Source organism: Henriciella sp. AS95 (assembly GCF_038900055.1).
Lineage (GTDB): Bacteria > Pseudomonadota > Alphaproteobacteria > Caulobacterales > Hyphomonadaceae > Henriciella.
Map to the genome: position 1 here is coordinate 3,010,276 of NZ_JBBMQM010000001.1, position 24,301 is coordinate 3,034,576.

Consider the following 24,301-nt stretch of genomic DNA (forward strand, 5'->3'; position numbering starts at 1 on the left):
CGAAACCAAGCGCCCCGACTCAGAAGATCCACAAACCAGGGCACGAACCAAATTTGGAATTGACTTGCAAAAGTTTGCAGCGCACTCTGGCAAAAACGCTCAGGGGAGAAGCGACCATGAAGACCCATTCCATCGTCCGCCCGATTCCGGCCGCGTTCGCCGCGATCCTCATGGCTGCCGGCCCGCAAATCTCCGGCCTCCCCTTCCAGCAGCAGGCCAGCGCTGAGGCCACCGCCGACGCAAACCTCTCCGTGGTCAAGACCAGCTCTCCTGACGGGCGCACCGAACTCACCGTCGGCTCCCGCGGCGGCCAGCCCTTCTACACCATCACCCGCGGCGGCGAGGAAATCGTCGCAGAATCCAGACTGGGCCTGCGCTTCGCCAAGGGCGCTGACCTCGATCGCGGCCTCAACCTCACGAGCAGTTCCGAAACCCGCAAGGACGAAACCTGGGAACAGCCATGGGGCGAGAAGCACTTCGTTCGCGACAATCACAGGGAAGTCGCCGCCACCTTCACCGCCGATGACGGTTCGGGCCGCACCTACACGCTTCGTGCCCGCGTCTTCGATACCGGCGTCGGCTTCCGCTATGAAGTGCCGGACACAGGTGAGCGCGCCCTCGTCGACGAAATCACCGAATTCTCGATCACGCCGGACGGCAAGTCCTGGTGGACGCCCGCCGGCGAGTTCAACCGCTACGAATACATCTACAAGACCACCCCGGTCCGCGACATCTACCGCGTCCACACGCCCTACACCGTCAAGCTCGATGACCAGGACGGGCCGTACATCGCGATCCACGAGGCCGCCCTTGTCGACTATGCCGGCATGTGGCTCGACCAGCGCCGCGCCGGCGTCCTCGAGGCCGAACTCGCCCCGCGCCATGACGGCGTAAAGGTCCGCGTGAGCGGCGCGTTCAAAACCCCATGGCGCGTCATCCAGATCGCCGACACTGCCGCCGGTCTGATCAATGGCTCGGACATCTATCTGAACCTTAATGAGCCGAACAAGCTCGGCGACACCTCCTATTTCAAGCCGGGAAAATACATCGGCATCTGGTGGGGCATGCACATCAACAAATACACATGGGGCTCTGGCCCGAACCATGGTGCGACCACCGAGAACACCAAGCGCTATATGGATTTTGCGGCCAGGAACGGCTTTGACGGCGTCCTCGTCGAAGGCTGGAATGTCGGCTGGGATGGCGACTGGTTCAACAATGGCGAGCTCTTCCGCTTCGCAGAGCCCTATCCCGATTTCGACATCAAGGAGATCACCGACTATGGCCGCGAGATCGGCGTCCAGCTGATCGGCCACCATGAAACTTCCGCCAATATCGCAAACTATGAAGCCCAGCTCGAAGACGCTTTCCAGCTCTACAAGGATATGGGCGTACACGCCGTCAAAACCGGCTATGTCGCCGATGAGAGCGATCTCGTCATCCACGATGAAGATGGCATCCGCCGCTACACCCGCCACGACGCTCAGGAACGCGTCGTTCATGACCTCAAAGTCCTTGAGCGCGCGCATGCCTATGGCATCGCCGTCAATGCACATGAGCCGATCAAGGATACCGGCCTTCGCCGCACCTATCCGAACGCCGTCAGCCGCGAGGGCGTTCGCGGGATGGAGTTCAACGCATGGGGCAGCCCGCCCAACCCGGTGGAGCATCAGGCCATCCTGCCGTTTACCCGCATGCTCGCCGGCCCGGCAGACTACACGCCCGGCATCTTTGACCTGATGCCAAACGGACAGGACGCTGAAAACCGCGTCCAGACCACGCTCGCCAAACAGCTCGCCCTCTACGTCACCCTCTACAGCCCCCTGCAGATGGCGGCCGACCTGCCCGAGAATTACGACGCCAACCCCGAGCCCTTCCAGTTCATCCGCGACGTACCTGCCGACTGGGAAAATTCCATCGCGCTGATGGGTGAGGTCGGCGACTATCTCGTCCAGGCCCGTCAGGAACGCGGCAGCCCGGACTGGTATATCGGCGCTGTCACCGACGAATATGCCCGCACCGTGAGCATCCCGCTCGACTTCCTCGAAGACGGCGTCACCTACCGCGCAGAGATTTACCGCGACGGCGACTTCGCCTCCTGGAACATCAACCCATACCCGGTGATCATCGAAACCCGCGCTGTTACGTCCGGGGATGAAATCGAGGTATGGCTCGCACGCGGCGGCGGCGCTGCGATCCGCCTGGTCGCCGAAACCGGCAGCCGCGAATAAGCCAACAACAAGCCATGAGCGCCCGATCCTGATAAAAGAGGCGCCGCGGCCGGGAGGAATGAGATGCACAAGCCCAAGCTGAGTTTCGGCCAGATCTGGAACATGTGTTTCGGATTCCTCGGCATCCAGATCGGTTTCGACCTGCAGAACGGCAATATGAGCCGCATCTTCCAGACGCTCGGCGCGGAGATGGACTCGCTTGCCATTCTCTGGATCGCCGCGCCCCTGACCGGCCTCATCATCCAGCCGATCATCGGCCATTTCTCCGACAAGACCTGGGGCCGCCTTGGCCGCCGCCGCCCCTATTTTCTCGCCGGCGCGATCCTGGCGAGCTGTGCGCTTTTCATCATGCCGAACTCGCCGACCCTCTGGATGGCCGCCGGCATGCTCTGGATTCTCGACGCCTCGCTCAACATCACCATGGAGCCGACCCGCGCCTTTGTCGGCGACATGCTGCCAGACCGGCAACGCACCACCGGCTATGCGATGCAGAGCTTTTTTATCGGCGTCGGCGCAGTCCTCGCCGGCGCGCTGCCCTGGCTGCTGACCGAGTTTGGCGTCGCCAATACCGCCCCCGAAGGCGAAATCCCGATGACCGTGCACATCGCCTTCTATGTCGGCGGCGCGGCCCTCTTCCTCGCGGTCCTGCTGACCGTGCTCACCACGCCGGAATACTCGCCTGAGCAGATGGAGCAATTCGAAGCCGCCCGCCGCGACGCCCTCGGCCTTGGCGAGGAGATCGAAGCGACGGCCCCGCCCCGCACGTCGAACGCGTTCTTCATCGGCGGCGCCATCTGGCTCATCATCGGCGCCCTGCTCGGCCTCTTCTTCCATGGTGCCATGGCTGACCCACGCCCAGACTGGCTCTCCTGGCTCGGCAATGTCGAGTTCAAACAGGACCTTTACGTCTTCGCCGCCCTGATCGCAGGCTTCGGCCTCGTCCAGATCGTCGCCGGCCTGATGCGCTCAGCCGGCAAGGACAAGAACGGATTCATGGAGGTCGTGGGTGACCTCTTCCGCATGCCGCTCACCATGCGCCAGCTGGCGGTCGTGCAGTTCTTCTCCTGGTTCGGGCTCTTCGCCATGTGGATCTACGGCACGCCCGCCGTTGCCGACCATCATTACGGCACGACAGACGCCACAACCGCGCTCTATCAGGAGGCCGGCAACTGGTGGGCGCTGCTTGGCGCTGTCCGCAATGGCGTCGCAGCCGCCGCCGCCCTCGCCATCATCTGGCTCGCCGCGCAGGTCGACCGCAGGAAGCTTCACGCGGTCTGCCTTCTCCTCGGCGCGTTCGGCTTTGCCGGGATGATCCTCATCAAGGATCCGGCCCCGCTGTCCCTGCCAATGATCGGTGTCGGCGTCGCATGGGCAGCCATCGTCTCGGTGCCTTACGCCATCCTCGCAGGCTCTGTCCCGGCCCGGAAAATGGGCGTCTATATGGGCATCTTCAACATCTTCATCGTGGTCCCGCAGCTCGTCGCCGCGACCCTGCTCGGCTTCCTCCTGCGCACCTTCTTCGGCAACGAACCCATCTGGGCGTTCGCCATTGCCGCCGGCTCTTTCACCTGCGCGGCCATCGCCGTCCTGTTCGTCTCGGATGTGCCGGAAGACGCCTCACCTGAACCCCTCGGAGCTGAATGATGCGCCTCGTCTCGACCGCCCTCGCCGCCCTCGTCCTCTCCGCTTGCGCGACCGCACCTGCCACGCCAACCGCCAGCCGCTGGCAACCCGAACCCTACGTCCAGCTCGACCATCCTGACTGGGCCGATGACGCCGTCCTCTACCAGCTGAATACCCGCCAGTTCACCGAAGAAGGCACCTTCGCCGCCGCCGAACTTGAGCTCGACCGGCTTGCCGACCTCGGCGTCGACATCATCTGGCTGATGCCCATCCACCCGATCGGCGAGAAGAACCGCAAAGGCAGCCTCGGCTCTCCCTATTCCGTCAAAGACTATTACGGCGTGAACCCGGAATTCGGCACGGAGGATGACCTCAAATCCTTCATAGACGCGGCCCATGCCCGCGGCATGCACGTCATCCTCGACTGGGTCGCCAACCACACCGCCTGGGACAATCCGCTCGTTGAGCAGCACCCCGACTGGTATGAGCGCGACTGGGACGGCAACTTCATGCCAACCCGCTGGTGGGACTGGTCCGACATTATCGACCTCGATTATTCCCACCCGGAACTGCGCGAATACATGGCCAGCGCCATGCGCTACTGGGTCGAGGAAGTTGGCGTCGACGGCTTCCGCTGCGATGTCGCGGGCTACATCCCGCTCGACTTCTGGGAAGAAGTCCGCGCCGATCTAGAAACCGTAAAACCCGTCTTCATGCTGGGTGAGTTCGACCAGCGCGACATCCACCGCAAAGCCTTCGATGCCTCCTATGCCTGGGACTGGAAGAACACCATGCACGATATCGGCAAAGGCGAAGCCAGGGCGAATGCCCTCTTCGGCTACTATTCCGAGAATGAAAGCGTCTGGCCGCACGACGCCTACCGGATGACCTACACATCCAATCACGACCAGAATTCTTGGGATGCCGCCGCGCCGGATTTCTATGGCCCGGCCTATGAGAGCGCCATCGTCCTCTCCTTCGTCGGTGAGGGCCTGCCGCTCATCTATAACGGCCAGGAAGCCTACAACACCAAACAGCTCGAATTCTTCGAAAAGGACCCGATCGCCTGGCGCGACCACCCCATCGCAGACCTCTTCAAATCCCTCATCGACCTGAAGACGCAAACCACCGCCCTTCACAATGGCGCGGCCGGTGCGCGCATGGTCCCCGTCGTCAACACGGCGCCCGAAGACGTGCTCAGCTTTACACGTCTCGATGAGAATGGCGGCGTCTTCGTCGTCATGAACCTCTCGCCCACAGCCCAAACGGCAAGCTTTACCGATGGCCCATATGCTGGCAGCTATGTAGACCACTTCTCTGGCGAGGCGCTGACCATAACAGGCGCGACCGAGCTTACCCTGCCAGCCTGGCGCTACAGGGTGTTTGTACGACAGGATGGCTGATGCTGGCAGGGATTGAGGCAGGCGGAACCAAGATGGTCTGCGCCGTTGCAGAACACCCGGCCCATATCCGCGAGCGGATCGAGATCCCGACCACAAGCCCTGAAGAGACCTTCGCCCACATCCAGGACTTCTTTTCGGCGCAAAAAGCCATCCGTTCCGTAGGAATCGCCGCCTTCGGCCCAGTCGACATCGACAAGCGGTCGAAGACTTATGGCGACGTGTTGAACACGCCAAAACCGGGCTGGGCAGGCGCGTCCTGGGTGAACGCCATGTCAGCCTTCACCACGCCTTTCGCTATCGAAAGCGACGTCTCCGGCGCCTGCCTGGCCGAATACAGCTACGGCGCTGGCCGGCACAAACGGACGCTCGCCTATGTCACGGTCGGCACGGGCATCGGCGCTGGCATCGTTCATGAGGGCCGCGTGCGCACCGGGACCGGCCATTATGAGATGGGCCACATCCCGGTCCAGCGCGACGCCTATGACAGCTATGGCGGCCACTGCCCCTTCCATGCCGATTGCCTTGAAGGCCTCGCGTCCGGCCCCGCCATCGAAGCGCGCTGGGGCGCGCCGCTGTCCAGGCTCGGCGAGGGCGAAGTGGCGCTGGAAGCGACCTATCTGTCCCAACTCGCCCTCACCCTCATCCTGTCTCACATGCCGGGCCGGATTATCTTCGGCGGCGGCGTCATGAAAACCCCGGGCCTGATCGAAGCTGTCCGCGAACAGACCGCCGACCGCCTCGCCGGCTATGTCACACGCGGTGATCTTTCAGGTGACCTGTCAGATTATATCGTCCCGCCAGCCCTCGGCGATGATGCCGGGATCAGCGGCGCGCTGCTACTCGCGCAGCAAGCCGCAAGAGATGCGGTCGACCGATGACATCGCCCGGCACCCTACCCTTTGGCGGCGAGAAACGTATTCACCGTCAGCCGCGGCTCGGCACCCGGCGCGCCAATCAGTTCCGGCCGCGAAATATCGCCCGAATGCAGGCGGTAGCCGCGATAGAGAACCATGCGATTGAACCGGGCTTCAACGCCGCCAATTCGTTCGAACTGCTGGTCAGTTCCAGAAAAGTACTGTCTCTTCGGAAGCCCGAATTCACGCACTTCGCTCTGCAGCATGCCGGTATAGGTATCGAGACGCGACGCATCGATCGTCTCGAACCCCGTCGCCCGGTGACGGTAAAAGCTCGTCCCGCCCTCTTCCGGCCCGCAGAGATAATGCAGCAGCGCAAGATAGCTGGGATCGGTGCTGTCAAAGTGCGGCACGCGCTGGATCGCCGTCAGCCGGTCGGGCGGCGTCGTCACAATCGAGAAATTGCTCTCGACCAGGCTCGCCCCGGCATCCATGCCGAACACCTCGGTCAGCACCGCCTGAAGCAAATTCATCCGCTCGCGCAGATAGACCGAAGGGGCCGGCGCGCGCTGGCCGGGATAATGCTTCCCGCCATCGCCATAATCCGCCTCGCGTCCGCGTTTGAGCAAACTGTCCGGATTGAGCGAGAAACCGTCGATAATCACGACCGGTTCGCCCTCCTCGCCGGGGCGCTCAACCGTCACCACGCCGCTGTCCAGCGCGTCTTCAAGAGTGCTCTTCTCGCTCATTTGTCCTCTGTGCTGGCCAGGTCGATGCGATTTATAACAGGCCGCGTCCACCCGCAAACCCATATGCGATGCAGGATCTCACAATGACCGCAGATGCCGTGAAAGACATTGTGATCGTCGGCGGCGGATCGGCCGGCTGGATGACAGCGGCCGCGCTCGCCAATGCCACGCAGGGCGCCTGCAACATCACGCTCATCGAGTCTGAAGAGATCGGCACAATTGGCGTCGGCGAAGCAACCATTCCGCCGGTGAAATACTTCAATTCCCGCCTCGGCATCGACGAGGCGACCTTCCTGAAAGAGACCAGCGGCACCTTCAAACTCGGCATCCAGTTCATCGACTGGCACCGCAAGGGCGAGGCCTATTTTCACCCCTTCGGCCAGTACGGCGCCGAGTTCGACGAGGTGCCCTTCTACCAGTACTGGATCCGCGAATTCGTCGCCGGACGCACCGGCGACCTCGACACCTATTCCATGGCCTGGGAAGCCGCTGCCGCCGGCAAGTTCCAGCACCCGGCCCGCGAAAAACGCCTCATCCAGTCGACCTTCGACTATGCCTACCATTTCGACGCGACGCTCTATGCCCGCTATCTGCGCAAATACGCCGAAGCGCGCGGCGTGCGCCGTCTCGAAGGCCGCGTCACCGGCGCGGCACAAGACAGTGAGACCGGCTTCGTCCAGTCCGTCAGCATGAAGAGCGGCGAGACCATCTCCGGTGACCTCTTCATCGATTGCACCGGCTTCTTCGGCCTTCTCATCGAAAAGACCCTCAAAACCGGTTTCGAAGACTGGTCGCACTGGCTCCCCTGCAACCGCGCCGTCGCCGTGGCCTGCAAACCCTCCGGAAGACTTGATCCGTACACGAAGTCTACCGCCAAGACAGCCGGCTGGCAGTGGCGCATCCCGCTGCAGCACCGCATCGGCAACGGCTATGTCTATTGCAGCGACCACCTCTCCGCGGACGACGCCGAAGCCGAACTCCTCGCCTCCATCGAAGGCGAGCCCCTGGCGGACCCGCGCCACATCAAATTCCAGACCGGCCGGCGCAAGCAATTCTGGAATAAAAACGTCGTCGCCATTGGCCTCTCGGCAGGCTTCATGGAGCCGCTGGAATCGACCAGCCTTCACCTCATCCAGTATGGCATCATGCGCCTGCTCGCCATGTTCCCGGCCAGGGATATGTCGCCACTTTTGCGGAATGAATACAACGCGCTGACCGCCGCCGAGTATGAGCGCATCCGCGACTTCCTCATCCTGCATTATAAGGCCACCAAGCGCCGGGACGACGCATTCTGGCGTTATTGCGCCGACATGGAGATCCCCGAACGCCTGCAATACAAGATCGACCATTTCCGCACGCACGGCATGATCGTCTCGGACGAGCGCGAGCTCTTTCACAATCCAAGCTGGATCGCCGTCTACATCGGCCAGGGCATCCATCCAGAGCGCCCGCCGGCCCTTTCAGGCCTTCGCCCATCGGTCCCGGTTCAGGAGCGTCTGCAACAGGTCCGCAAGGCGATGGACGACGCCGTCGCCGCCATGCCGGACCACCGCGACTTCATCGAACGCTATTGCAAATCGGCATTGCAATGAGCGGCGATGAAATCGCCATGCGACGCCAGTGATGCTTCCGCCTTTGCGATGATCGCCTTGATGTCTTGCAGCATTCGCTGAAGTTGATCCGATGACAGACGATCTGCCATGGCGTGATACCCCGTCGGGATCAGCCCCTGCCCGACCATGACCTGCACCCAGCTCGACTCGCGGAACAGGTCTTCTGCATCCTTGTAGAGCCGACCGCCTGCCTCAAACAACGCCATCTTTGCACGGAGCGAGTCTGGCACATCCATGTTCGCGCAATAGCGCCAGAACTCCGTGTCACCCCGGTCGGTGCGATGATAGTGCAGGATCAGGAAGTCCCTCACCAGCTCATATTCATGCGCGACCTGGCGATTATATTCGTCAATAACGGCCGGCTCGAACCCCGCCGACGGGAACAGCTCGATCAGCCGTGAAACATTCGACTGGATCAGGTGGATCGACGTCGATTCCAGCGGCTCAAGAAAGCCGCTCGACAGGCCGATGGACACACAATTCTTCTTCCAGAACTGCTCGCGCCGCCCGGTCGTGAAGCCAATCGGGCGCGGTTCGCCAATCGCGTCCGCGTCGAGATTGGCCAGCAGGATGCCGGTTGCCTCATCAACATCCATGAAGCTGTCGCAGAAGACATGGCCATTGCCGGTGCGGTGCTGCAGCGGGATACGCCACTGCCAGCCCGCGCCATGCGCCGTTGCTTTCGTGTACGGAATAAGCGGATTCTTGCGCTCGCAGCCGACCGCCACCGCCTTGTTGCAGGGCAGCCATTTCGACCAGTCGCGATAACCAACGCCCAGCGATCCATTGATCAGAAGGCCGCGAAACCCGGAGCAATCAATGAACAGGTCGCCCTCGACACTGTCGCCGCTCTCCAGCCCGACCGACTTGATAAACCCGCTCTCGCCATCGAGCGCGACATCATTGATCGTCCCCTCGATGCGCCTGACGCCCTCCTTCTCTGCATAGTGGCGCAGATAGGCCGCATACAGCCCCGCATCGAAGTGAAACGCATAGGCGAGGCCCGTCATCGACGTATTGCCGACACGATCCATCCGCCCGAATTTGTTCGCATACGCCACTTTATGGTGCAGCGAATAATCCCAGAGGCTCGCCTCATTCCCGTCGGCCCGCGCCTTCAGCCAGTACTGATGAAACTGCAGGCTGGCCAGATTGATGCCCGGATCGCCAAATGTATGCAGATAACGCTCGCCGCGATGGCCCCAATTGTTGAACTCGATGCCCAGTTTGAAGGTCGCGCGCGTCTTGCGGACAAAATCATCCTCATCAAGACCAAGCACCCCATTCAGCCGCCGGATCTGCGGGATCGTCGCCTCGCCAACGCCAACCGTCCCGATCGCGTCGGATTCCACCAGGACAATATCGATGGCAGACGGCAGCAGGCGCGACATCGCCGCCGCCGTGATCCAGCCGGCGGTCCCGCCGCCGACAATCACCACCTTGCTGATCTGCTGAGCGCTCACGCCTCGCCTCTTTTGCAACAATCCAACAGCATCAGACTACGCTCGCAGCCCCCAAACAGAAAGGGCCCGCCCTCCTTGCGGAGAACAGGCCCAATCCGGGAGGAAACATCATGGGCCCTTAAAAGGACTTGGACACCGTGATGTTGTAGGTTGTGCCGTACAGTTCGTGACGGCTCGGGAAAGTCACGCCGGGGTCGACGGTCCGGTTCTCGGTCACGAATGGCTCGTCGGTCAGGTTGAACACTTCGAAGTTCACGCCGAAGCCTTCCAGCGGTCCCTGCTCCCACTCATAGCCGACCTGCATGTCGACAATCGTCTCACCCTGCGCGATGGCGCCGGAAAGCGACCCGTCGAAGTTCTGCACTTCGGACAGGAATTCCGAGCGGTGACGGGCGCTGACCCGGGCACGGAAGCCGTGATTTTCGTAGTAGATATCGCCAGACCAGACCTGGTCGGAATATCCCGGAATGTCGATATCCTGGCCGTTAAAGTCGAGGCTGCTGTCTGCATAGGTGTAGCTTGCATTGAAGCCGAAGCCTTCCAGCGCTTCCGGCAGATACCGGTCAAGGCTCATGCGAAGCGTCGCTTCGATCCCGCTGATCGATCCGGACGCCGCATTCTCCGGACCATCCTGCGCGCCGAACGCAAATTCAGGATTGGTCACGAGGATCTGGTCACCGAGCCCACTCTCCGCCAGAAGGTCGGAGAGATCGATCGGCGCGCGGCGATAGCTGACGACCCAGTTGTCCAGCTCCTTGTGGAACAGGGCGACCGAGAGCGCCGTGGTGGAGTCGAAATACCGCTCGAACGCCAGGTCCAAAGAGGTCGATTCATAGGGCTCCAGCACAGGATTGCCGCCGCTAAGCGTGAAGCACACATTATTGGCGCCGTTATAGGCCAGACCGCCGGGGCCGGTCCCTGGAACCGCGCCATCCACAAGCGAGTCAGCATCAGCGCCGTCGACGCAGACCATGTTCGATGTTGCGATCGTCTGGTTCGCCGCGATCTGGTCGAGCCGGGCCCGCGTCACCGTCTTCGCCGCGCCGACCCGCACGAACGTGTCGGGCGAGACTTCGAAGCTGAGGTTCATGCTCGGCAGGAATTTGGTGTAATCATACGACACCGTGCGCTCACCCGCCGCCGTCAGCGTGCCGGTTGAGGACTGCTCGGTATCGACATACTGGAAACCGACATTGCCGCGCACCGGAATGCCGGACACTTCGTCGTCAATACTGGCCATGGCGTAGAGGGTGGAAATGTCTTCCTCGACGGTCCACTCGGTATCGTTGGCATCCTCAACCGTATAGGTGCCGTCATTGACCAGCCGGCCGGTGCGATAGGCGATGATATCGAAGCCGATATCGCCGGAATCGGTCTTGCCCGCGATGATATTGTCCGGAATGGTCAGCGAACCGTTCACGAAGCTCGGCCCGGCGCGCAGGAAGGCCTCATTGGAGTCATAGCTCTTCTCGCGCGTCGTATAGAGATAGCCGCCGGTCAGGCCTGAGATGAACGGCATGTCGACCTCATACTCGGCCTCAAGCCGCAGCTGGTCGAGCTCGTCCTCGATCTTCGGCTCCTTGATGAAGCCGACCTGGCCCCAGCCGCCCGGATCGGTCAGCAGAACCGTGCCCGGATCAGTATAGTCGAGGCCGTGAATGATGTTGTAGGTGCCGTCATTCGGGAAACCGAAGATCATCTGATCCGTCGGGCCTGCGCCGGCAAATCCGGTACCGGCATACGACTCGTAATCGATGTCATTGCGGTCGAGGGTCGACCGCGAATAGTCGCCGGTAACGGTGAGGCGATCGGTCAGTTCATATGAGGTGTTCAGGCCGAGCGCCCAGATCTCTGCCGTGTTGCCTTCTTCGTCGGTGCGCAGGAACGCCGTGACATCGTCATAGGCGGCCGCATCAGCAAAGCCGGAATTGCCGCCCGTGCCGATGAAGTCAGCCGTCGACCAGCTTGCGAGCGGGGTTTCGACACCGCGGAAAATACCGGAGTCCTCCGTGTCGGTGTAGAACGCGTCAATCGTTGTGCGCCAGCGATCATTCGGTTCGAATTCCAGCGCGCCCGCCACTGACGTGCGTTCAAAGTCACGCGACACGACGCCTGTGCGCGGATTGTCCGTCGGATAGACGAGACCGGTGGCCGGATCGACCGAGGTCTGGCCGGAATTGGTCTTCAGTTCGCGTGAGAAATACTGCGTCGGGTTGGACTGGACCGTCGCCGCTAGCGACCAGCCGATCGTGCCAGCCGCGTTCTGGTCGATATACGACCCGAAGAAGCGGTAGCCATCATCGTCGAAGTCCGGGTTCAGCTGGCCATTGTCATTGACGCTGTACTTGGCCGAGAAGTTGAGCTTGCGGTCGGTATAATCGAGTGGGCGAACGGTCCGCAGGTCAACAGCGCCCGCAATGCCCGTGGCCGCAAGCGTCGCATCCGGCGTCTTGTAGACGACACCCTGCGCGACAAGCTCGGACGGGAACTGGTCAAACTCAACGCCGCGATTATTGCCGGCGGAGACCACTTCGCGGCCATTCCACAGGGCGAGCGAGAAATCCGGGCCGAGGCCGCGGATGGAGATCTGTTGCGAGCGACCGCGAACACGCTGCGCCGTCACACCCGGAAGGCGCGCCAGCGAGTCAGCAATGGACAGGTCCGGCAGCTTGCCGATGTCTTCGGCCGAAATCGCTTCGACGATCGAGGTCTCGTTCTTCTTGGTGTTCAGGGAGTTCTGGATCGACCCCTTGATCCCTTTGACGGTGATGGTGCTCAGCCGCGCGGTGTCATCCTCATCGACAGACTGGTCGCCAGACTGATCGACCGTGACCGCCTCATCGGCATCCTGCGCCATGGCAGGCGCGCCTGCGAAAAAGAGAACACTTGTGGCGGCGCCCATAAGCAGCCGGCCTCGAACCGAATTCGAAAAACCCATAATTTCCTCCCTGACAGCGAGCTTATCAACGCCGCATGCCCCTTTATCGCAAATTTGCGCAAAACCTGCAAACCCTTTTCGAAGCCCGGCCTGCGCATATCCATTTAATACAATGTTTTTGCTTGTTTTTATTATTTTGCAAAATACTGATATCTGATTGCAGAAGATGCAAATTACTGCACATGCGAAGGAAATTTCACCAGAATCATGGCCCGCAGACTTGCAGACCAGGCCGCTCACTCGCCCGCCTGCCCACCGGCGCAAAGCCGTGGCAACATCAATCAGGTTTGCTTTGCCGGTGAGCCCACCCCTGCCGAGCGCGACCGCACTCACCCGATCACATCTGACAGCTCATCTCTGGACAATATTTACATTTATCGCCGACAATGACGTTTAGCGAAACATAATCGGCATGGCACAGGCAACGATCCTTCTGACGCAGATTCGGCCCATTCTCGAACTGGCCGAGACGAGCGGTATCGACACCGCATCGCTGATAAATGCCTCCGGCCCGCCCGCCGAAAATGCCGATAGCGGCAAAGCCCCAGCTGAAATAAACATTGCAGATTACTTTCGGATCCAGCGCGATATCGCCCGGGTGTCGGATGACCTCACGGCCCGCTTTTCCAGCCGCAAGCTGACCTACAAGACCGGCCACTTCGTGGTCTCCCAGCTGCAGCAGGCCAAGTCGCTGCTCACCGCAATGGAAAGCCTCGTCGAGCATTTCAACATGATGCATGGCGATGCGTACAACTCACTGCGATTCTCTGATAATCGCGTCTCGCTTGTCGTCGATGACAGCTCGTTTCCGTACCGCTTCCGAGGCGATCAGGAGCTGACGCAGCTCATCGGTGACTGCCTCCTCATCAAGACCCATTGCCTGCTGGACAGCCTGTCCAATGGCGGCGCGGACGAAGCGCTGCTACGGGTGAAACTCCTGCGCAAACGCGGCCCGGTCATCGAGCGCCAGAACCGGTTCTGGACCGTGCCTGTCGATTATGGCGCGCCCGCCTACGAGCTGATCTACGACTTCGACCTCGCCTGTCAGCCGCTGCGCATCCGCGACCAGGTCGACCTCAGTACGGACGGCCTGTTCGCCCGCGTCATCTCATACCTCGAAGACCGCCGCGCCCTGTCCGACCACCAGAGCGTCACCGCCCGCACGCTGGACCTCATCGATGGCGGCGTGACCCTGCAGACCGAGGTTGCCCGCAAGCTCGGCGTCAGTGTCGCCACCTATCGCCGCCGCCTGTCCGAAGAAGGCAGCCATTTCCGCGAACTGCTGCTCGAAACCAAACTGCGCCGCGCCGAAGCCATGCTGAAACGCGGCTGCTCTGTCGCCCATACGACCGAAGAGCTCAGCTACTCCGACATCCGCGCCTTCAATCGTGCCTTCAAGCGCTGGAAGGGGCTGACCCCGGCCGCCTTCGCGCAGGAATTCCAGTCCTAGCGCACACCCCGTGAGCGAAAGTGTTCACTGTCGGTGACGCTGTTGGTCATATCGACTTGTCAGAAATCGGTGAAGCTGTCCCCACTGCGCAAAAGTCGCATTTTTGGGAGGAACAGATGAAACACCACACGCCGCACATTGTGCGTCTCGCACTCGTATCCGCAACAGCCCTGACCGCCGGTCTCGCTGTCCACGCCCAGGATACATCCACCACCGAAGAAGCCAACGATCAGCGCCGCTTCAACACGGTCACCGTCACGGCCCAGCGCCGCGAGCAGAACCTTGTCGACGTGCCGGTCTCGGTCTCCGCATTTGATGGCGACCTGCTGGCCGACCTTGGCGTCGCCGACCTGACCGAAATCGCAAAGATCTCGCCGAACGTGACCCTCGAAGTCTCGCGCGGCACGAATACGACCCTGTCCGCCTTCATCCGCGGCGTTGGCCAGCAGGATCCGGTCGCAGGCTTCGAAGCCGGCGTCGGCCTCTATGTCGATGACGTCTATCTCAACCGTCCACAGGGCGCCGTTCTTGATGTCTATGACGTCGAACGCGTCGAGGTGCTGCGCGGCCCGCAAGGCACGCTTTACGGCCGCAACACAATTGGCGGCGCGATCAAATACGTCACCCGCAAGCTTTCCGACACGCCAACCTATGAAGTGAACCTCAAAGCCGGCACCTATAACCAGTTCGATGGGATCGTGACGACGTCGCTTCCGGTGACCGACAATTTCCGCGTCGGCGCTTCTGTCGCCAGCCTCAACCGCGATGGCTACGGTGAGAACATCATCACCGGCGACGAAAACTACAACAAGCAGCTCTTCGGTGCGCGTCTTTCGGCTGAACTGGATGTCTCCGACACGTTCCAGGTGCGCGCAGCGGCTGACTATTCGCTCGACAAGTCCAATGCCCGCCAGGGCCATCGCCTGCTCGCCGACCGGTTCCCGCCCTTCACTTATCCGGTCCTCGGCGACGTGTTCGACACGCGTGCTGGTCTGGATGTCATTGAACAGCGCGTCGAAGCCTATGGCGGCTCGCTCGTGGCCGAGCTTGAGGTCAATGATAACTGGACGGTCAAGAACATCCTCGCTTACCGCGAAGATGAAAGCACTTCGCCCATCGACTTCGACTCGCTGCCGGAAGCCGATGTGGACGTCCCGGCCATCTATGAGAACGACCAGTTTTCCGAGGAGCTTCAATTCCTCTATTCAGGTGACCGCCTGAACGGTCTGATCGGTTTCTACTATCTCGACGCCAATGCCTCGACCGTGTTCGATGTGCTGCTCGCCGAAACCGGCGCCATTCTCAGCCCTCCACTACCCGGCCTGAACGCGCAGACCTTTGGTGAGGTCGGCACGGAAACCTGGTCGATCTTTGGTGACTTCACCTATGACCTGACAGATCAATGGTCTGTTTCGCTCGGTGGCCGCTACACCGAAGATACACGCACATCGAGAGTGCTTCGCCGCACCTATATTGGCGGCTTCTCGGAGTATTTCGGCGGAGATCCGCTCCTCATCGCAACCACTTCGGATTTCAACGGCGAGGCTGACTATGATGATTTCAGCCCACGCGTTTCGGTTTCCTACAAGCCGACGCCGGATACCAATATCTACGCGACATACTCGCAGGGCTTCAAAGGCGGCTCTTTTGACCCGCGCGGTCAAACGACAGCGGCCGCGGACGTGGACAATGACGGGTCGCTCTCCGAACAGGAAATCTACGACTTCATGCAGTTCGACCCCGAAGAGGTCGACTCCTATGAAATCGGCTATAAGGCAAGCCAGCTCGGCGGTGCTGTAAACTACAGTCTCGCAGCCTTCTATTCCGACTATAAGGACGTCCAGGTTCCCGGCTCCATCGGCGTCGACACCGATGATGACGGCATCGCGGACTCCTTCTCGGGTGTCACCACCAATGCCGGTGCCGCCACGATCTGGGGCGTTGAATTCGAAGGCACAGCCACAGTTGCAGAAGACATGGCCCGCTCTGGCGACCTTCTGAACTTCGGCTGGTCACTCGGCTATCTTGACGCCCAGTTTGACGAGTACATCGACGCTTTCGGCAACAATGTCGCCGATCAGCGCGTCATCCAGAACACGCCGGACTGGACGGCCAATGGCCGCGTTTCCTACGATACGCCATTCGCCGGCGGCAACCTGCTGCTCAACACGCAGCTCTCCTATCGCGGTGACTCCAGCCAGTTCGAAGTGCCTGGCCCACTCGACCAGGAAGCGTTCACCCTCTGGGACGCCAGCGTGCGCTGGGAAACCGAGGATGGCCGCTGGGGCTTCCAGCTCACCGGCAAGAACCTGACCGACGAAGAGTATATCGTCGCCGGCTATGACTTCGTGAACGTGGCGTCACCGCTCGGCATCGAAGGCACGCTGACCGCCTTCTATGGCGATCCGCGTACCGTAACCGCAGGCATAGACTACAAATTCTAGCTTGCGTTTCCTCCCGGCGGATGTGGGCGCTCGACCTGTCGAGCGTCCACATCCCGACCGGCAGAACGCCGCTCATCTCATGACCGACATTCATTACACCTCCGATGATGGCCTGGACCTCTACGCCTGGGCTTACGGCCCGGACACGGCCCCGCTCACCGTGCTGTGCATGCACGGCCTGACGCGTAACCACAAAGACTTCGAGCCGATGATCGAGGCGCTGGGCAGCCCCTATCGCTTCATCGCCGTCGATGTGCGTGGGCGCGGCCGGTCACAGCGCGCCGCTGATCCGGCAACCTACACCCCGGTCCACTATGCCGGCGACATGATCGCCTTGCTGAACCATCTCGGCATCGAAAAGACCGCCCTGATCGGCACGTCCATGGGCGGCCTCATGGCGATGCTGATGGCAAAATCCGTCCCCGAAAAGATTTCAGGCGTGGTTCTCAATGATGTCGGCCCGGTCGTCGAAGCCAAGGGCCTCGCGCGTATCGCCGCCTATGCCGGCGCGCCGGAACCGGTCTCCGACTGGAGCACCGCCGCAGCAAAGACCGCCGCCAGCCAGACCATCGCCTTTCCCGATTACAAAGACGAGGACTGGCTCGCCTTCGCCCGCCGCACCTGGCGCGAAACCGGCGATGGCCAACTCGAACTCGACTATGATGCGCAGATCACCAAGTCGCTCGGCGAGTCCAAGCCCAGCCTGATGCTGCGCTTCGCCATGTGGCGGCTGTTCAACGCGATGAAGCCGTTTCCCCTTCTCGTCACACGCGGCGAAACCTCTGACGTCCTGTCGCCGAAGACCGCAAAACTGATGATCAAGCGCCACCCGGACGGCAAACTCGTCACCATTCCCGGCCGGGGCCACGCCCCCATGCTTGACGAACCGGCCGCGGTCAGCGCCATCTCGCAATTCCTGAAAAAGATCGAGGCACAGTCATGACTACAGGCACAGCGACCAGACCAGGCGCGATTCCGGGCCGCACATGGATGCTCATCGTCCTGACGCTCGTCTATACGTTCAACCATGTCGACCGGCAGATCCTGATCACGGTGATCGAGCCGATCAAGGCTGAGTTCGGCCTCTCGGACGGCCAGATCGGCTGGCTCACCGGCCTCGCCTTCGCGGCCCTCTACGCAACGCTTGGCATCCCCGTTGCCATGTGGGCTGATCGTGGCAATCGCCGCAACATCATCACCATCGCGCTGACCATCTGGTCCGGCATGACGGCGCTGACCGGCTTTGCCCAGAACTTCTGGCATCTCTTCCTCGCCCGCATGGGTGTCGGCATCGGCGAGTCCGGCGGCACACCGCCCGCCACCTCGATGATCGCGGATCTCTACCCCCCACAGCAGCGCGCCTTCGCGCTCGGCGTCTATACGTGCGGCATCGGCTTCGGCATCATGATCGGCTACATTCTCGGCGCTTATGTCTATGCGCATTTCGGCTGGCGTGCGGCCTTCTTCGCCGCCGGCATTCCGGGTCTGATCCTCGCCTGTCTCGTCCGCTTCACCGTCAAGGAGCCGGCGCGCGGCTTCTCCGATGCCAGCCAGCCTGACGAGGACGCACCGGGCTTCCTCGAAACCATGAAGTTCATGTTCGGCCAGCGCAGCTATCTGCTCATCCTGCTCGGCTGCCTGCTCATCTGCATCTCCGCCAACGCCTTCGTCGCCTTCACCTCAAGCTACCTGCAGCGCACCTTCGACCTGCAGCCGCAGGATGTCTCCCTTCCGCTCGGCCTGCTGATCGGCGGTGTCGGCGGGGCCGGCGCGATGATCCTTGGCGTCGTGTGCGACCGGCTTTCCTCGAAGGACCTTCGCTGGCGCCCCTGGATCATCGCCGTCACCAGCGCCGTCGCCCTGCCCTTCGCCTGGATGGTGCTCAGCGCCAAAACCGTCGAGATGGCCTATGTCTGGAACGTGGTGCCGAGCTTCGTCGGCCTCATCTATGCCTCCATCGCTTATACCGCGACGCAGGAGCTGGTGAAAGTCCGCATGCGCTCGGTCGGCGCGGCCTTCACCCTGTTCAGCCTGACCCTGATCGGCATTGGCGGCGGTCCGCTCATCGCCGGTACGATCAGCGACTACTTTCTCGCAGCGGGCCATGAAGCCCCGCTCGCCGACGCACTGAAAGTCATCCTCGGCTTCAATGCGGCCAGCATCGTCTGCCTCTTCTTCGCCGGTCTCGACTATCGCAAGGATGTCGCCCGCGCGATGGCGAAGTCTGGCGCGGTTGAGCCGGCCTAACGCCCTTTGAAGATGGCTCTGCGCTTTTCAAGGAAGGCGCGGTGGCCCTCAATCAGGTCCTCGCTGTGCGTGGCCTTCGAGATCGCCGCTTCGACGAGGCCAAAATCCATGTCCGCCGCTGTGCCCGCCGCATGATTGATTGACGCCTTGGAGGCTGAAACCGATAGCGGCGCATTCGCCGTGATCGTCGCGGCCAGCTCTGCCACACGCGCGTCCAGCCGCCCTTTGGGCACGGCTTCATGAATGACGCCCCACGCAGCGGCCTCATCAGTTCCGAAAATGCTGGCCGTATAGAGTATCTGCTTGGCCCTGGCTGGCCCGACAATGGCGACCAGCATCTCCACGCCGCCATAGGGATAGCCGATGCCAAGCCTGGCTGCCGGAATCCCGAACTTCGACCCCTCGCTCGCAATGCGCAAATCACAGCAGAGCGCCGTCGCCATACCGCCGCCCACGCAGGCCCCGCCGATCATGGCGATTGTCGGCAGCTTGCAATTGGCGATCGCCGCATAAGCGAGCTCTGCATCCTTGCGGAACGCGCCATCATCGCTGGCCTTCTCGACCCGCGTTTCGAACTCTGAAATGTCCGCGCCAGACACAAAGGCCTTGCCGCCCGCCCCGGTCAGGATGACGACCTTCACCTCCGGATCGTCTTCGAACGCTTTCAGGATGACCGGGATGGCCTCCCACATCTCTTTCGATACAGCATTGCGCCGTTCGGGATTGTTGAAGACCAGCCAGCCGGCCCCGCCATCAGCGATGCCGACAAGTTTATCCAGAGACCCGTGGACGGTCCGCCCCTCAGGCATCACCCATTCGCTCATCGCATAGACCTCCCGCTATCACGCCCCGTCCTAAACAGACGGGCGCGCGATGCAAACGGTGATGAACGCCATCGCGCCAACGGGACGCGGCGACCGGCCATCGACCAGGCCATGCCTGTTAGCCGGATGTTCAGTCCGACAGGTTCGCGAAGACTTCAGACGCATTGTAGAGCGACGGGCTGACGCTCGCATCCTTGTCGGAAAGCACGATTTCCAGCACGACAACGGTCGTGTTCCGTTCGGTCTCGATGCCGTCATAGAAGGGGTCGTTCGGCGCCCGCGAAACCGAAGTCGTGCATGCGAGCAGCCCGCAATCACGCTCGACCACCGTATCACGCGACGGATACCGCTCAGTGCGTTCGCTGTCGCGGTTGGTCGATTGCGAGACGACTTCGAACGTGTCGAACCCTTTCTCCAGCGTCAGCTGGGCGGCCCGGCGCAGCGCCAGGGACTGGGCCTCGGCCACATTGTCCTTATTCAGCCGATAGCCGACCTGATAGCGGTTCGCTTCAATCTGTGTGTCGGTATACCCCGAAGACCGGCTGCCCGGGGCCTCGCGATAGGTCTGCGTGCTCGCGCAGGCGCTCATCAGCATGAGCCCTCCTGCAGCCAGAGCCAGTTTCAAATGATGAGTACCCATTGCTTACTCCGTTTCTGCCTGTTTTTTCGTCCATCCGGACTGAATAAGGTCAGCTTCCGCCGAGGTGTCGAGCGGGGCATCACTCATCGCTGTATCGAGAAACGTCTCGATGCTTTGCGAACCTGCCGCGGAAGCTGTTCGATAAGGCCCTTGGGAGGGAGAGGCGGCCTCACCGAAAGTGGCGATGGCTACACGCCAGGCGTCTTCTGCCCGGCAAGCCACCAACCGACCGTCCGTTCTGGACGTATTGATATCGACGACGCGACAGTATTGCTCACCGCTAATGAAGGTGAGACGCGGTGTCGCCACCATCCCGTCGCCGAATTCCGTTTCTGTGCCGCTGGCGGACGCTTCGAGCACGCGCCCGAAGCCGCTATCGGCATAGTAAGTTCCGCTGACCGAATCGACGCTGGCCACCTGGGCCGGGATCGCCGTCGTCATCGACATTGTACCAGCCGCCACCACGACACCCGCTGCGACGGCCCTGTGTTTCTCGATGAAGGCACCCGCCCGCTTCCAGATCGGGAAGGCGACAACGTTCGAAGACTCCTCGGCACTGACAGTGCCCGATTCCAGGTTGTCCATCAGGTCACTGAGGCCAGCACTCATCGGAACATCATCAATCTCGCCCGCCGCCGCGTCGAAATTCGACTGCGCAGCCGCCAGCGCCTCGAGACGCGCGGCAACAGCCTCATCGCCAGCAATCATTGCCTCGGTCTTCGCCATTTCCTCAGGCGAGAGTTCGCCATCGAGGAAGGCGCTGAGGCGAACATCAAGATCTTTCAGGGCATCAGTCATGATAGCCTGTCCTTTCTGCGACCATCGCGCGTGCCCGTCCGAGCCGGCTCATGATCGTTCCAATCGGGGTGTCCAGCATCGCTGCGGCTTCCTTGTAGGAAGCGCCGCCGAGCCCAACCACCGTCATCACTTCGCGGTAGGCATCGGGCAGTTCATCAATGGCTTCGCGTGTCTTCGCCATCATCATCTGGTCGGCCGCGACCGTCTCGCTCGACAGCGTATTGGCCGGCCGCTCCCGCAATTCAGGCACCGCTTCCAGGCGCGTCTTCTTTGCGCGAAGGCCATCGATCCATAAATTGCGGCACACTCTGAACATCCACTTCTTCAATTCGGCATCGTCCGGTAAGCCCCGGTCGAGCACACGTTCAATTACACTCTGCACGAGATCGTCAGCGTCCGCGGCATTGCGCGTGAGCGAGTATGCGAAGCGCCGGACATGCGGCACCGCTTCGACAATCTCATTATTAAGACCAGGCCTGTTAGTCATTTCACCTCATTCACGTCTCGGCTGCGGTTTTATTCCCGGCTGCATGAAATTTTTTTAGAAATGATACGTCTCTACTATACTTAGAAATGTAGAACTGGAGCCGGATATGGCGATAAGCCCCTTCCTCTCACGTCTTGGCGCCCTGTGCGCGGGAACCATGCTTGCCATGATTCCAGCCGCTCACGCACAGCTTCTGCCGGGATTGGCTGACTCGCTGGAACAAACGGTCCGCGACGTCGAACGCACGGTCGAAGACCTCGTAACCGAGCAGATTGGCAACGGTCTCGATGACACGCTCGAACCTGTGGGCGAACTGCTGGAAGGCTTGCCAATTGTTGACGGCATCGGCGAGGTGGCGACTTCAGTCGACGTCGGCAATACGCTTGTCGATACGCTTCAAATCATCGCGCTGGACGACACGCTGGGCCGGACCATCGGACTGGTCGATAATCTCACCACCGCCATTCCGGGCATTTCCCGCCTGCCCATCAATGTTCGCGGCGCACGCCCGATAGAGCTGGACCTCGATCAGGGCTGGCCGGTCGTGCGAAACGAATGGGTGGTGCTCGTCCCATCTGCCCGCGCGGGCGACGTGGAAGACCTCGGCGTTGACATCGTGGAGCGCACGGACCTCTCCGGCGCGGACGAAACGCTGTTTGTCGTGAGCCTCACATCCGACACGCCAACCGCTGAGGCCATTGAGGCAAAGCTCGCCTCGCTCGACGCCTCACCATCAGACCGCAATCACGTCTTTCGGGGCGCGTCAGAGCCGTCCGATCTGGCCAGCGATATTGCCAGGCGGATGAGTTCGACGACCAACGTCGACGCGCCCAGCCCGGACGCACTTCGCATCGGCCTCATCGATACGGACGTCGACGAAACCCACCCTGCCCTGCAAAACATCACGCTTTACGAGGCTGATTTCGTCTCAATGGGAGAGTTTCGTCCGCAGACGCATGGCACCGCCGTCGCGTCCATCCTGGCGGCAAACAATGCGAAAAGCCCTGAGGCGCGGCATGAATTGCTGGCGGCCTCGGCATTCTTCCTGTCCAGCGACGGGACCACAGGCGCAACCTCGGCCAGCCTCATCGAAGCCATTGACTGGCTGCAGGCAAATGGCGCGGCCGTGATTAATGTCAGCCTGACCGGCCCACCCAATCGGGCGCTGGAAGCCATCATCCAGTCGCGGCAAGACGCCGGAACCGTTTTCGTGGCTGCTGTCGGCAATGAAGGCCCCGCCTCCGGTCCGCTCTATCCGGCCGCCTATGACGGCGTTGTCGGCGTCACAGCGGTCGACGCAAAGGGGAAAATCTATCGCTGGGCCAATCGCGGATCATTTGTGGATGTCGCTTCGCTCGGCGTCGATGTTCCCGTTGCAAAGCCTGGCGGCATGGCCACTCGCGACTCCGGCACCAGCTTCGCCGCTCCGATCGTGACCGCCTTTCTCGGCGGCTGGACCAATGCGAGGCGGCTGGAGCCCGGCGCCGCAGACAGTCTCATCCAGGCCTCTGTCCGCTCCCGCCCCAAAGGGGGGCGGGACGACATCTACGGCTATGGGATCCTGTCTCCGACGCGCTAGGCTGCTGGTCTAGAACTCCACCTTCAGGCCGACCTTGCCGACATGTTCGTCATAGTCGGCGCTGTCGAGGTTCGACTGGCGGTCACGATACTTGTAGCCGAAGTCCATCGATACCGGTCCGGCAATCTCGACTTCGACGTCGCTCTCGGCTGAGACGATCTCATCCTGACGCTCTTCGCCGATTGCCGGATCTACCGCCTGGTAGTCACGGTTTTCGTACTCTGCGCCGAAGCGCATGGTGGTCTCCTTGCCCAGAACATCAAAGCGCTGGGTATAACGCGCCTGGGCTGAGCCACCCTTGAAGTCGAACTGGTCGAGTTCGGCGTCTTCCTCGCCATACTGACCGCCAACGGAGATGTATTGCTTGTTGCCATTGAGGAAGAAGAACGCATCAACGCGCGCCGCGTCGCCTTCAGCATCACGGCCGTCCTGCGTCTTGAAGTCCTTGAACGACTTCACATAAGCGCCGCGGACAAACACCGAGTCGCCAAACAGGCGTGAGATATTGGGCTGGATCTGCGTGTAATCGAGATAGCCCTCATCATCGAGGCGGGCATGGACATAATTGGCCAGCACGCCCGCTTTCACGACCTTGAAGTCATACTCGGCCTCGGCAAACCCACGATGGGTCTGCAGGTCGAACTCACCAAAGTCCTGATAGCTCGTATCGGTGATTTCGTAGCCGGCACGGATCACCGCCTCCTTGGTGGGCTTGATGTCCATCTGGAGACGGCCCCGAAGCTCAACAGCGACATCGCTATTGTCCGTATTCTGATCAAGGTCCGGAATACCGACATTGCTGTCAGCGACGGCGCTGACGCCGCCTTCGATTGTGAACTTTACCGTATCGTCGGCGGCGGCCGTCTGAGAGAGCGCCAGCGTGGACAGGGTGATGAAATGTGCTTGCAGTATCGACTTTGAAATCTTCATTTGTCTTTCCTCCAATGCCTGTTTGTTG

18 protein-coding genes are annotated in these 24,301 nt (G+C 61.3%); 10 read left to right on the top strand and 8 right to left on the bottom strand.

Translation table 11 applies throughout. The features are described 5' to 3' along the window. Positions 1-170 precede the first annotated feature (170 nt). From WNY37_RS14515 to WNY37_RS14530, 4 genes are all read left to right on the top strand, one after another. On the top strand, positions 171-2,231 hold the full coding sequence (locus WNY37_RS14515) for a glycoside hydrolase family 97 protein (RefSeq protein ID WP_342974907.1): 2,061 nt from the start codon (positions 171-173) through the stop codon (positions 2,229-2,231). A gap of 63 nt (positions 2,232-2,294) precedes the next feature. Next, on the top strand, positions 2,295-3,875 hold the full coding sequence (locus WNY37_RS14520) for an MFS transporter (protein ID WP_342974110.1): 1,581 nt from the start codon (positions 2,295-2,297) through the stop codon (positions 3,873-3,875). Beyond that, positions 3,872-5,257, top strand: coding sequence for an alpha-amylase family glycosyl hydrolase (locus WNY37_RS14525; RefSeq protein WP_342974111.1), 1,386 nt, complete (start codon positions 3,872-3,874; stop codon positions 5,255-5,257). The genes WNY37_RS14520 and WNY37_RS14525 overlap by 4 nt, the downstream gene beginning before the upstream one ends. After that, a complete protein-coding gene (locus WNY37_RS14530) occupies positions 5,257-6,135 on the top strand; it encodes an ROK family protein (protein WP_342974112.1) in 879 nt (292 codons plus the stop codon). The genes WNY37_RS14525 and WNY37_RS14530 overlap by 1 nt, the downstream gene beginning before the upstream one ends. A 14-nt stretch (positions 6,136-6,149) precedes the next feature. On the opposite strand, the gene WNY37_RS14535 is transcribed toward WNY37_RS14530, so the two are convergent. Further along, positions 6,150-6,860, bottom strand: a complete 711-nt coding sequence (locus tag WNY37_RS14535) for a DUF6445 family protein (RefSeq protein WP_342974113.1) — start codon at positions 6,858-6,860, stop codon at positions 6,150-6,152. A gap of 83 nt (positions 6,861-6,943) precedes the next feature. On the opposite strand from WNY37_RS14535, the gene WNY37_RS14540 reads away from it, so the two are divergent. Continuing rightward, on the top strand, positions 6,944-8,452 hold the full coding sequence (locus WNY37_RS14540) for a tryptophan halogenase family protein (RefSeq protein WP_342974114.1): 1,509 nt from the start codon (positions 6,944-6,946) through the stop codon (positions 8,450-8,452). Here WNY37_RS14540 and WNY37_RS14545 read toward each other — a convergent pair. Beyond that, on the bottom strand, positions 8,428-9,936 hold the full coding sequence (locus tag WNY37_RS14545) for a tryptophan halogenase family protein (protein WP_342974115.1): 1,509 nt from the start codon (positions 9,934-9,936) through the stop codon (positions 8,428-8,430). The genes WNY37_RS14540 and WNY37_RS14545 overlap by 25 nt on opposite strands. A gap of 118 nt (positions 9,937-10,054) precedes the next feature. Next, a complete protein-coding gene (locus tag WNY37_RS14550) occupies positions 10,055-12,874 on the bottom strand; it encodes a TonB-dependent receptor (RefSeq protein ID WP_342974116.1) in 2,820 nt (939 codons plus the stop codon). Between the two features lie 412 nt (positions 12,875-13,286). Between WNY37_RS14550 and WNY37_RS14555 the strand changes: the two genes are divergently transcribed. The 4 genes from WNY37_RS14555 to WNY37_RS14570 all read left to right on the top strand — a co-directional run bounded on the left by WNY37_RS14555 (position 13,287) and on the right by WNY37_RS14570 (position 19,015). Then, complete coding sequence (locus WNY37_RS14555; protein WP_342974117.1) at positions 13,287-14,324, top strand: helix-turn-helix domain-containing protein; 1,038 nt, start codon at positions 13,287-13,289, stop codon at positions 14,322-14,324. 116 nt (positions 14,325-14,440) lie between these two features. Then, positions 14,441-16,768, top strand: coding sequence for a TonB-dependent receptor (locus tag WNY37_RS14560; RefSeq protein ID WP_342974118.1), 2,328 nt, complete (start codon positions 14,441-14,443; stop codon positions 16,766-16,768). 79 nt (positions 16,769-16,847) lie between these two features. Beyond that, complete coding sequence (locus WNY37_RS14565; RefSeq protein ID WP_342974119.1) at positions 16,848-17,711, top strand: alpha/beta hydrolase; 864 nt, start codon at positions 16,848-16,850, stop codon at positions 17,709-17,711. Further along, positions 17,708-19,015 carry an MFS transporter gene (locus tag WNY37_RS14570; RefSeq protein WP_342974120.1) on the top strand — a complete coding sequence of 436 codons (1,308 nt, stop codon included), beginning with the start codon at positions 17,708-17,710 and terminating at the stop codon, positions 19,013-19,015. Before WNY37_RS14565 ends, WNY37_RS14570 begins: the two co-directional genes overlap by 4 nt. On the opposite strand, the gene WNY37_RS14575 is transcribed toward WNY37_RS14570, so the two are convergent. The 4 genes from WNY37_RS14575 to WNY37_RS14590 all read right to left on the bottom strand — a co-directional run bounded on the left by WNY37_RS14575 (position 19,012) and on the right by WNY37_RS14590 (position 21,764). Beyond that, on the bottom strand, positions 19,012-19,839 hold the full coding sequence (locus WNY37_RS14575) for an enoyl-CoA hydratase (protein WP_342974121.1): 828 nt from the start codon (positions 19,837-19,839) through the stop codon (positions 19,012-19,014). The two genes, WNY37_RS14570 and WNY37_RS14575, sit on opposite strands and share 4 nt — an antisense overlap. Before the next feature lie 130 nt (positions 19,840-19,969). After that, on the bottom strand, positions 19,970-20,479 hold the full coding sequence (locus WNY37_RS14580; RefSeq protein ID WP_342974122.1) for a hypothetical protein: 510 nt from the start codon (positions 20,477-20,479) through the stop codon (positions 19,970-19,972). 3 nt (positions 20,480-20,482) lie between these two features. Continuing rightward, positions 20,483-21,277, bottom strand: coding sequence for a hypothetical protein (locus WNY37_RS14585; RefSeq protein ID WP_342974123.1), 795 nt, complete (start codon positions 21,275-21,277; stop codon positions 20,483-20,485). Beyond that, positions 21,270-21,764, bottom strand: a complete 495-nt coding sequence (locus tag WNY37_RS14590) for an RNA polymerase sigma factor (protein ID WP_342974124.1) — start codon at positions 21,762-21,764, stop codon at positions 21,270-21,272. The genes WNY37_RS14585 and WNY37_RS14590 overlap by 8 nt, the downstream gene beginning before the upstream one ends. Positions 21,765-21,870: 106 nt before the next feature. On the opposite strand from WNY37_RS14590, the gene WNY37_RS14595 reads away from it, so the two are divergent. Next, on the top strand, positions 21,871-23,343 hold the full coding sequence (locus WNY37_RS14595; RefSeq protein WP_342974125.1) for a S8 family serine peptidase: 1,473 nt from the start codon (positions 21,871-21,873) through the stop codon (positions 23,341-23,343). A 9-nt stretch (positions 23,344-23,352) separates the two neighbouring features. Here the strand turns inward: WNY37_RS14595 and WNY37_RS14600 are convergent, their stop codons facing one another. After that, positions 23,353-24,273 (bottom strand): surface lipoprotein assembly modifier, encoded by a 921-nt coding sequence (locus WNY37_RS14600; protein ID WP_342974126.1) that lies wholly within the window; start codon positions 24,271-24,273, stop codon positions 23,353-23,355. Positions 24,274-24,301: the final 28 nt, after the last annotated feature.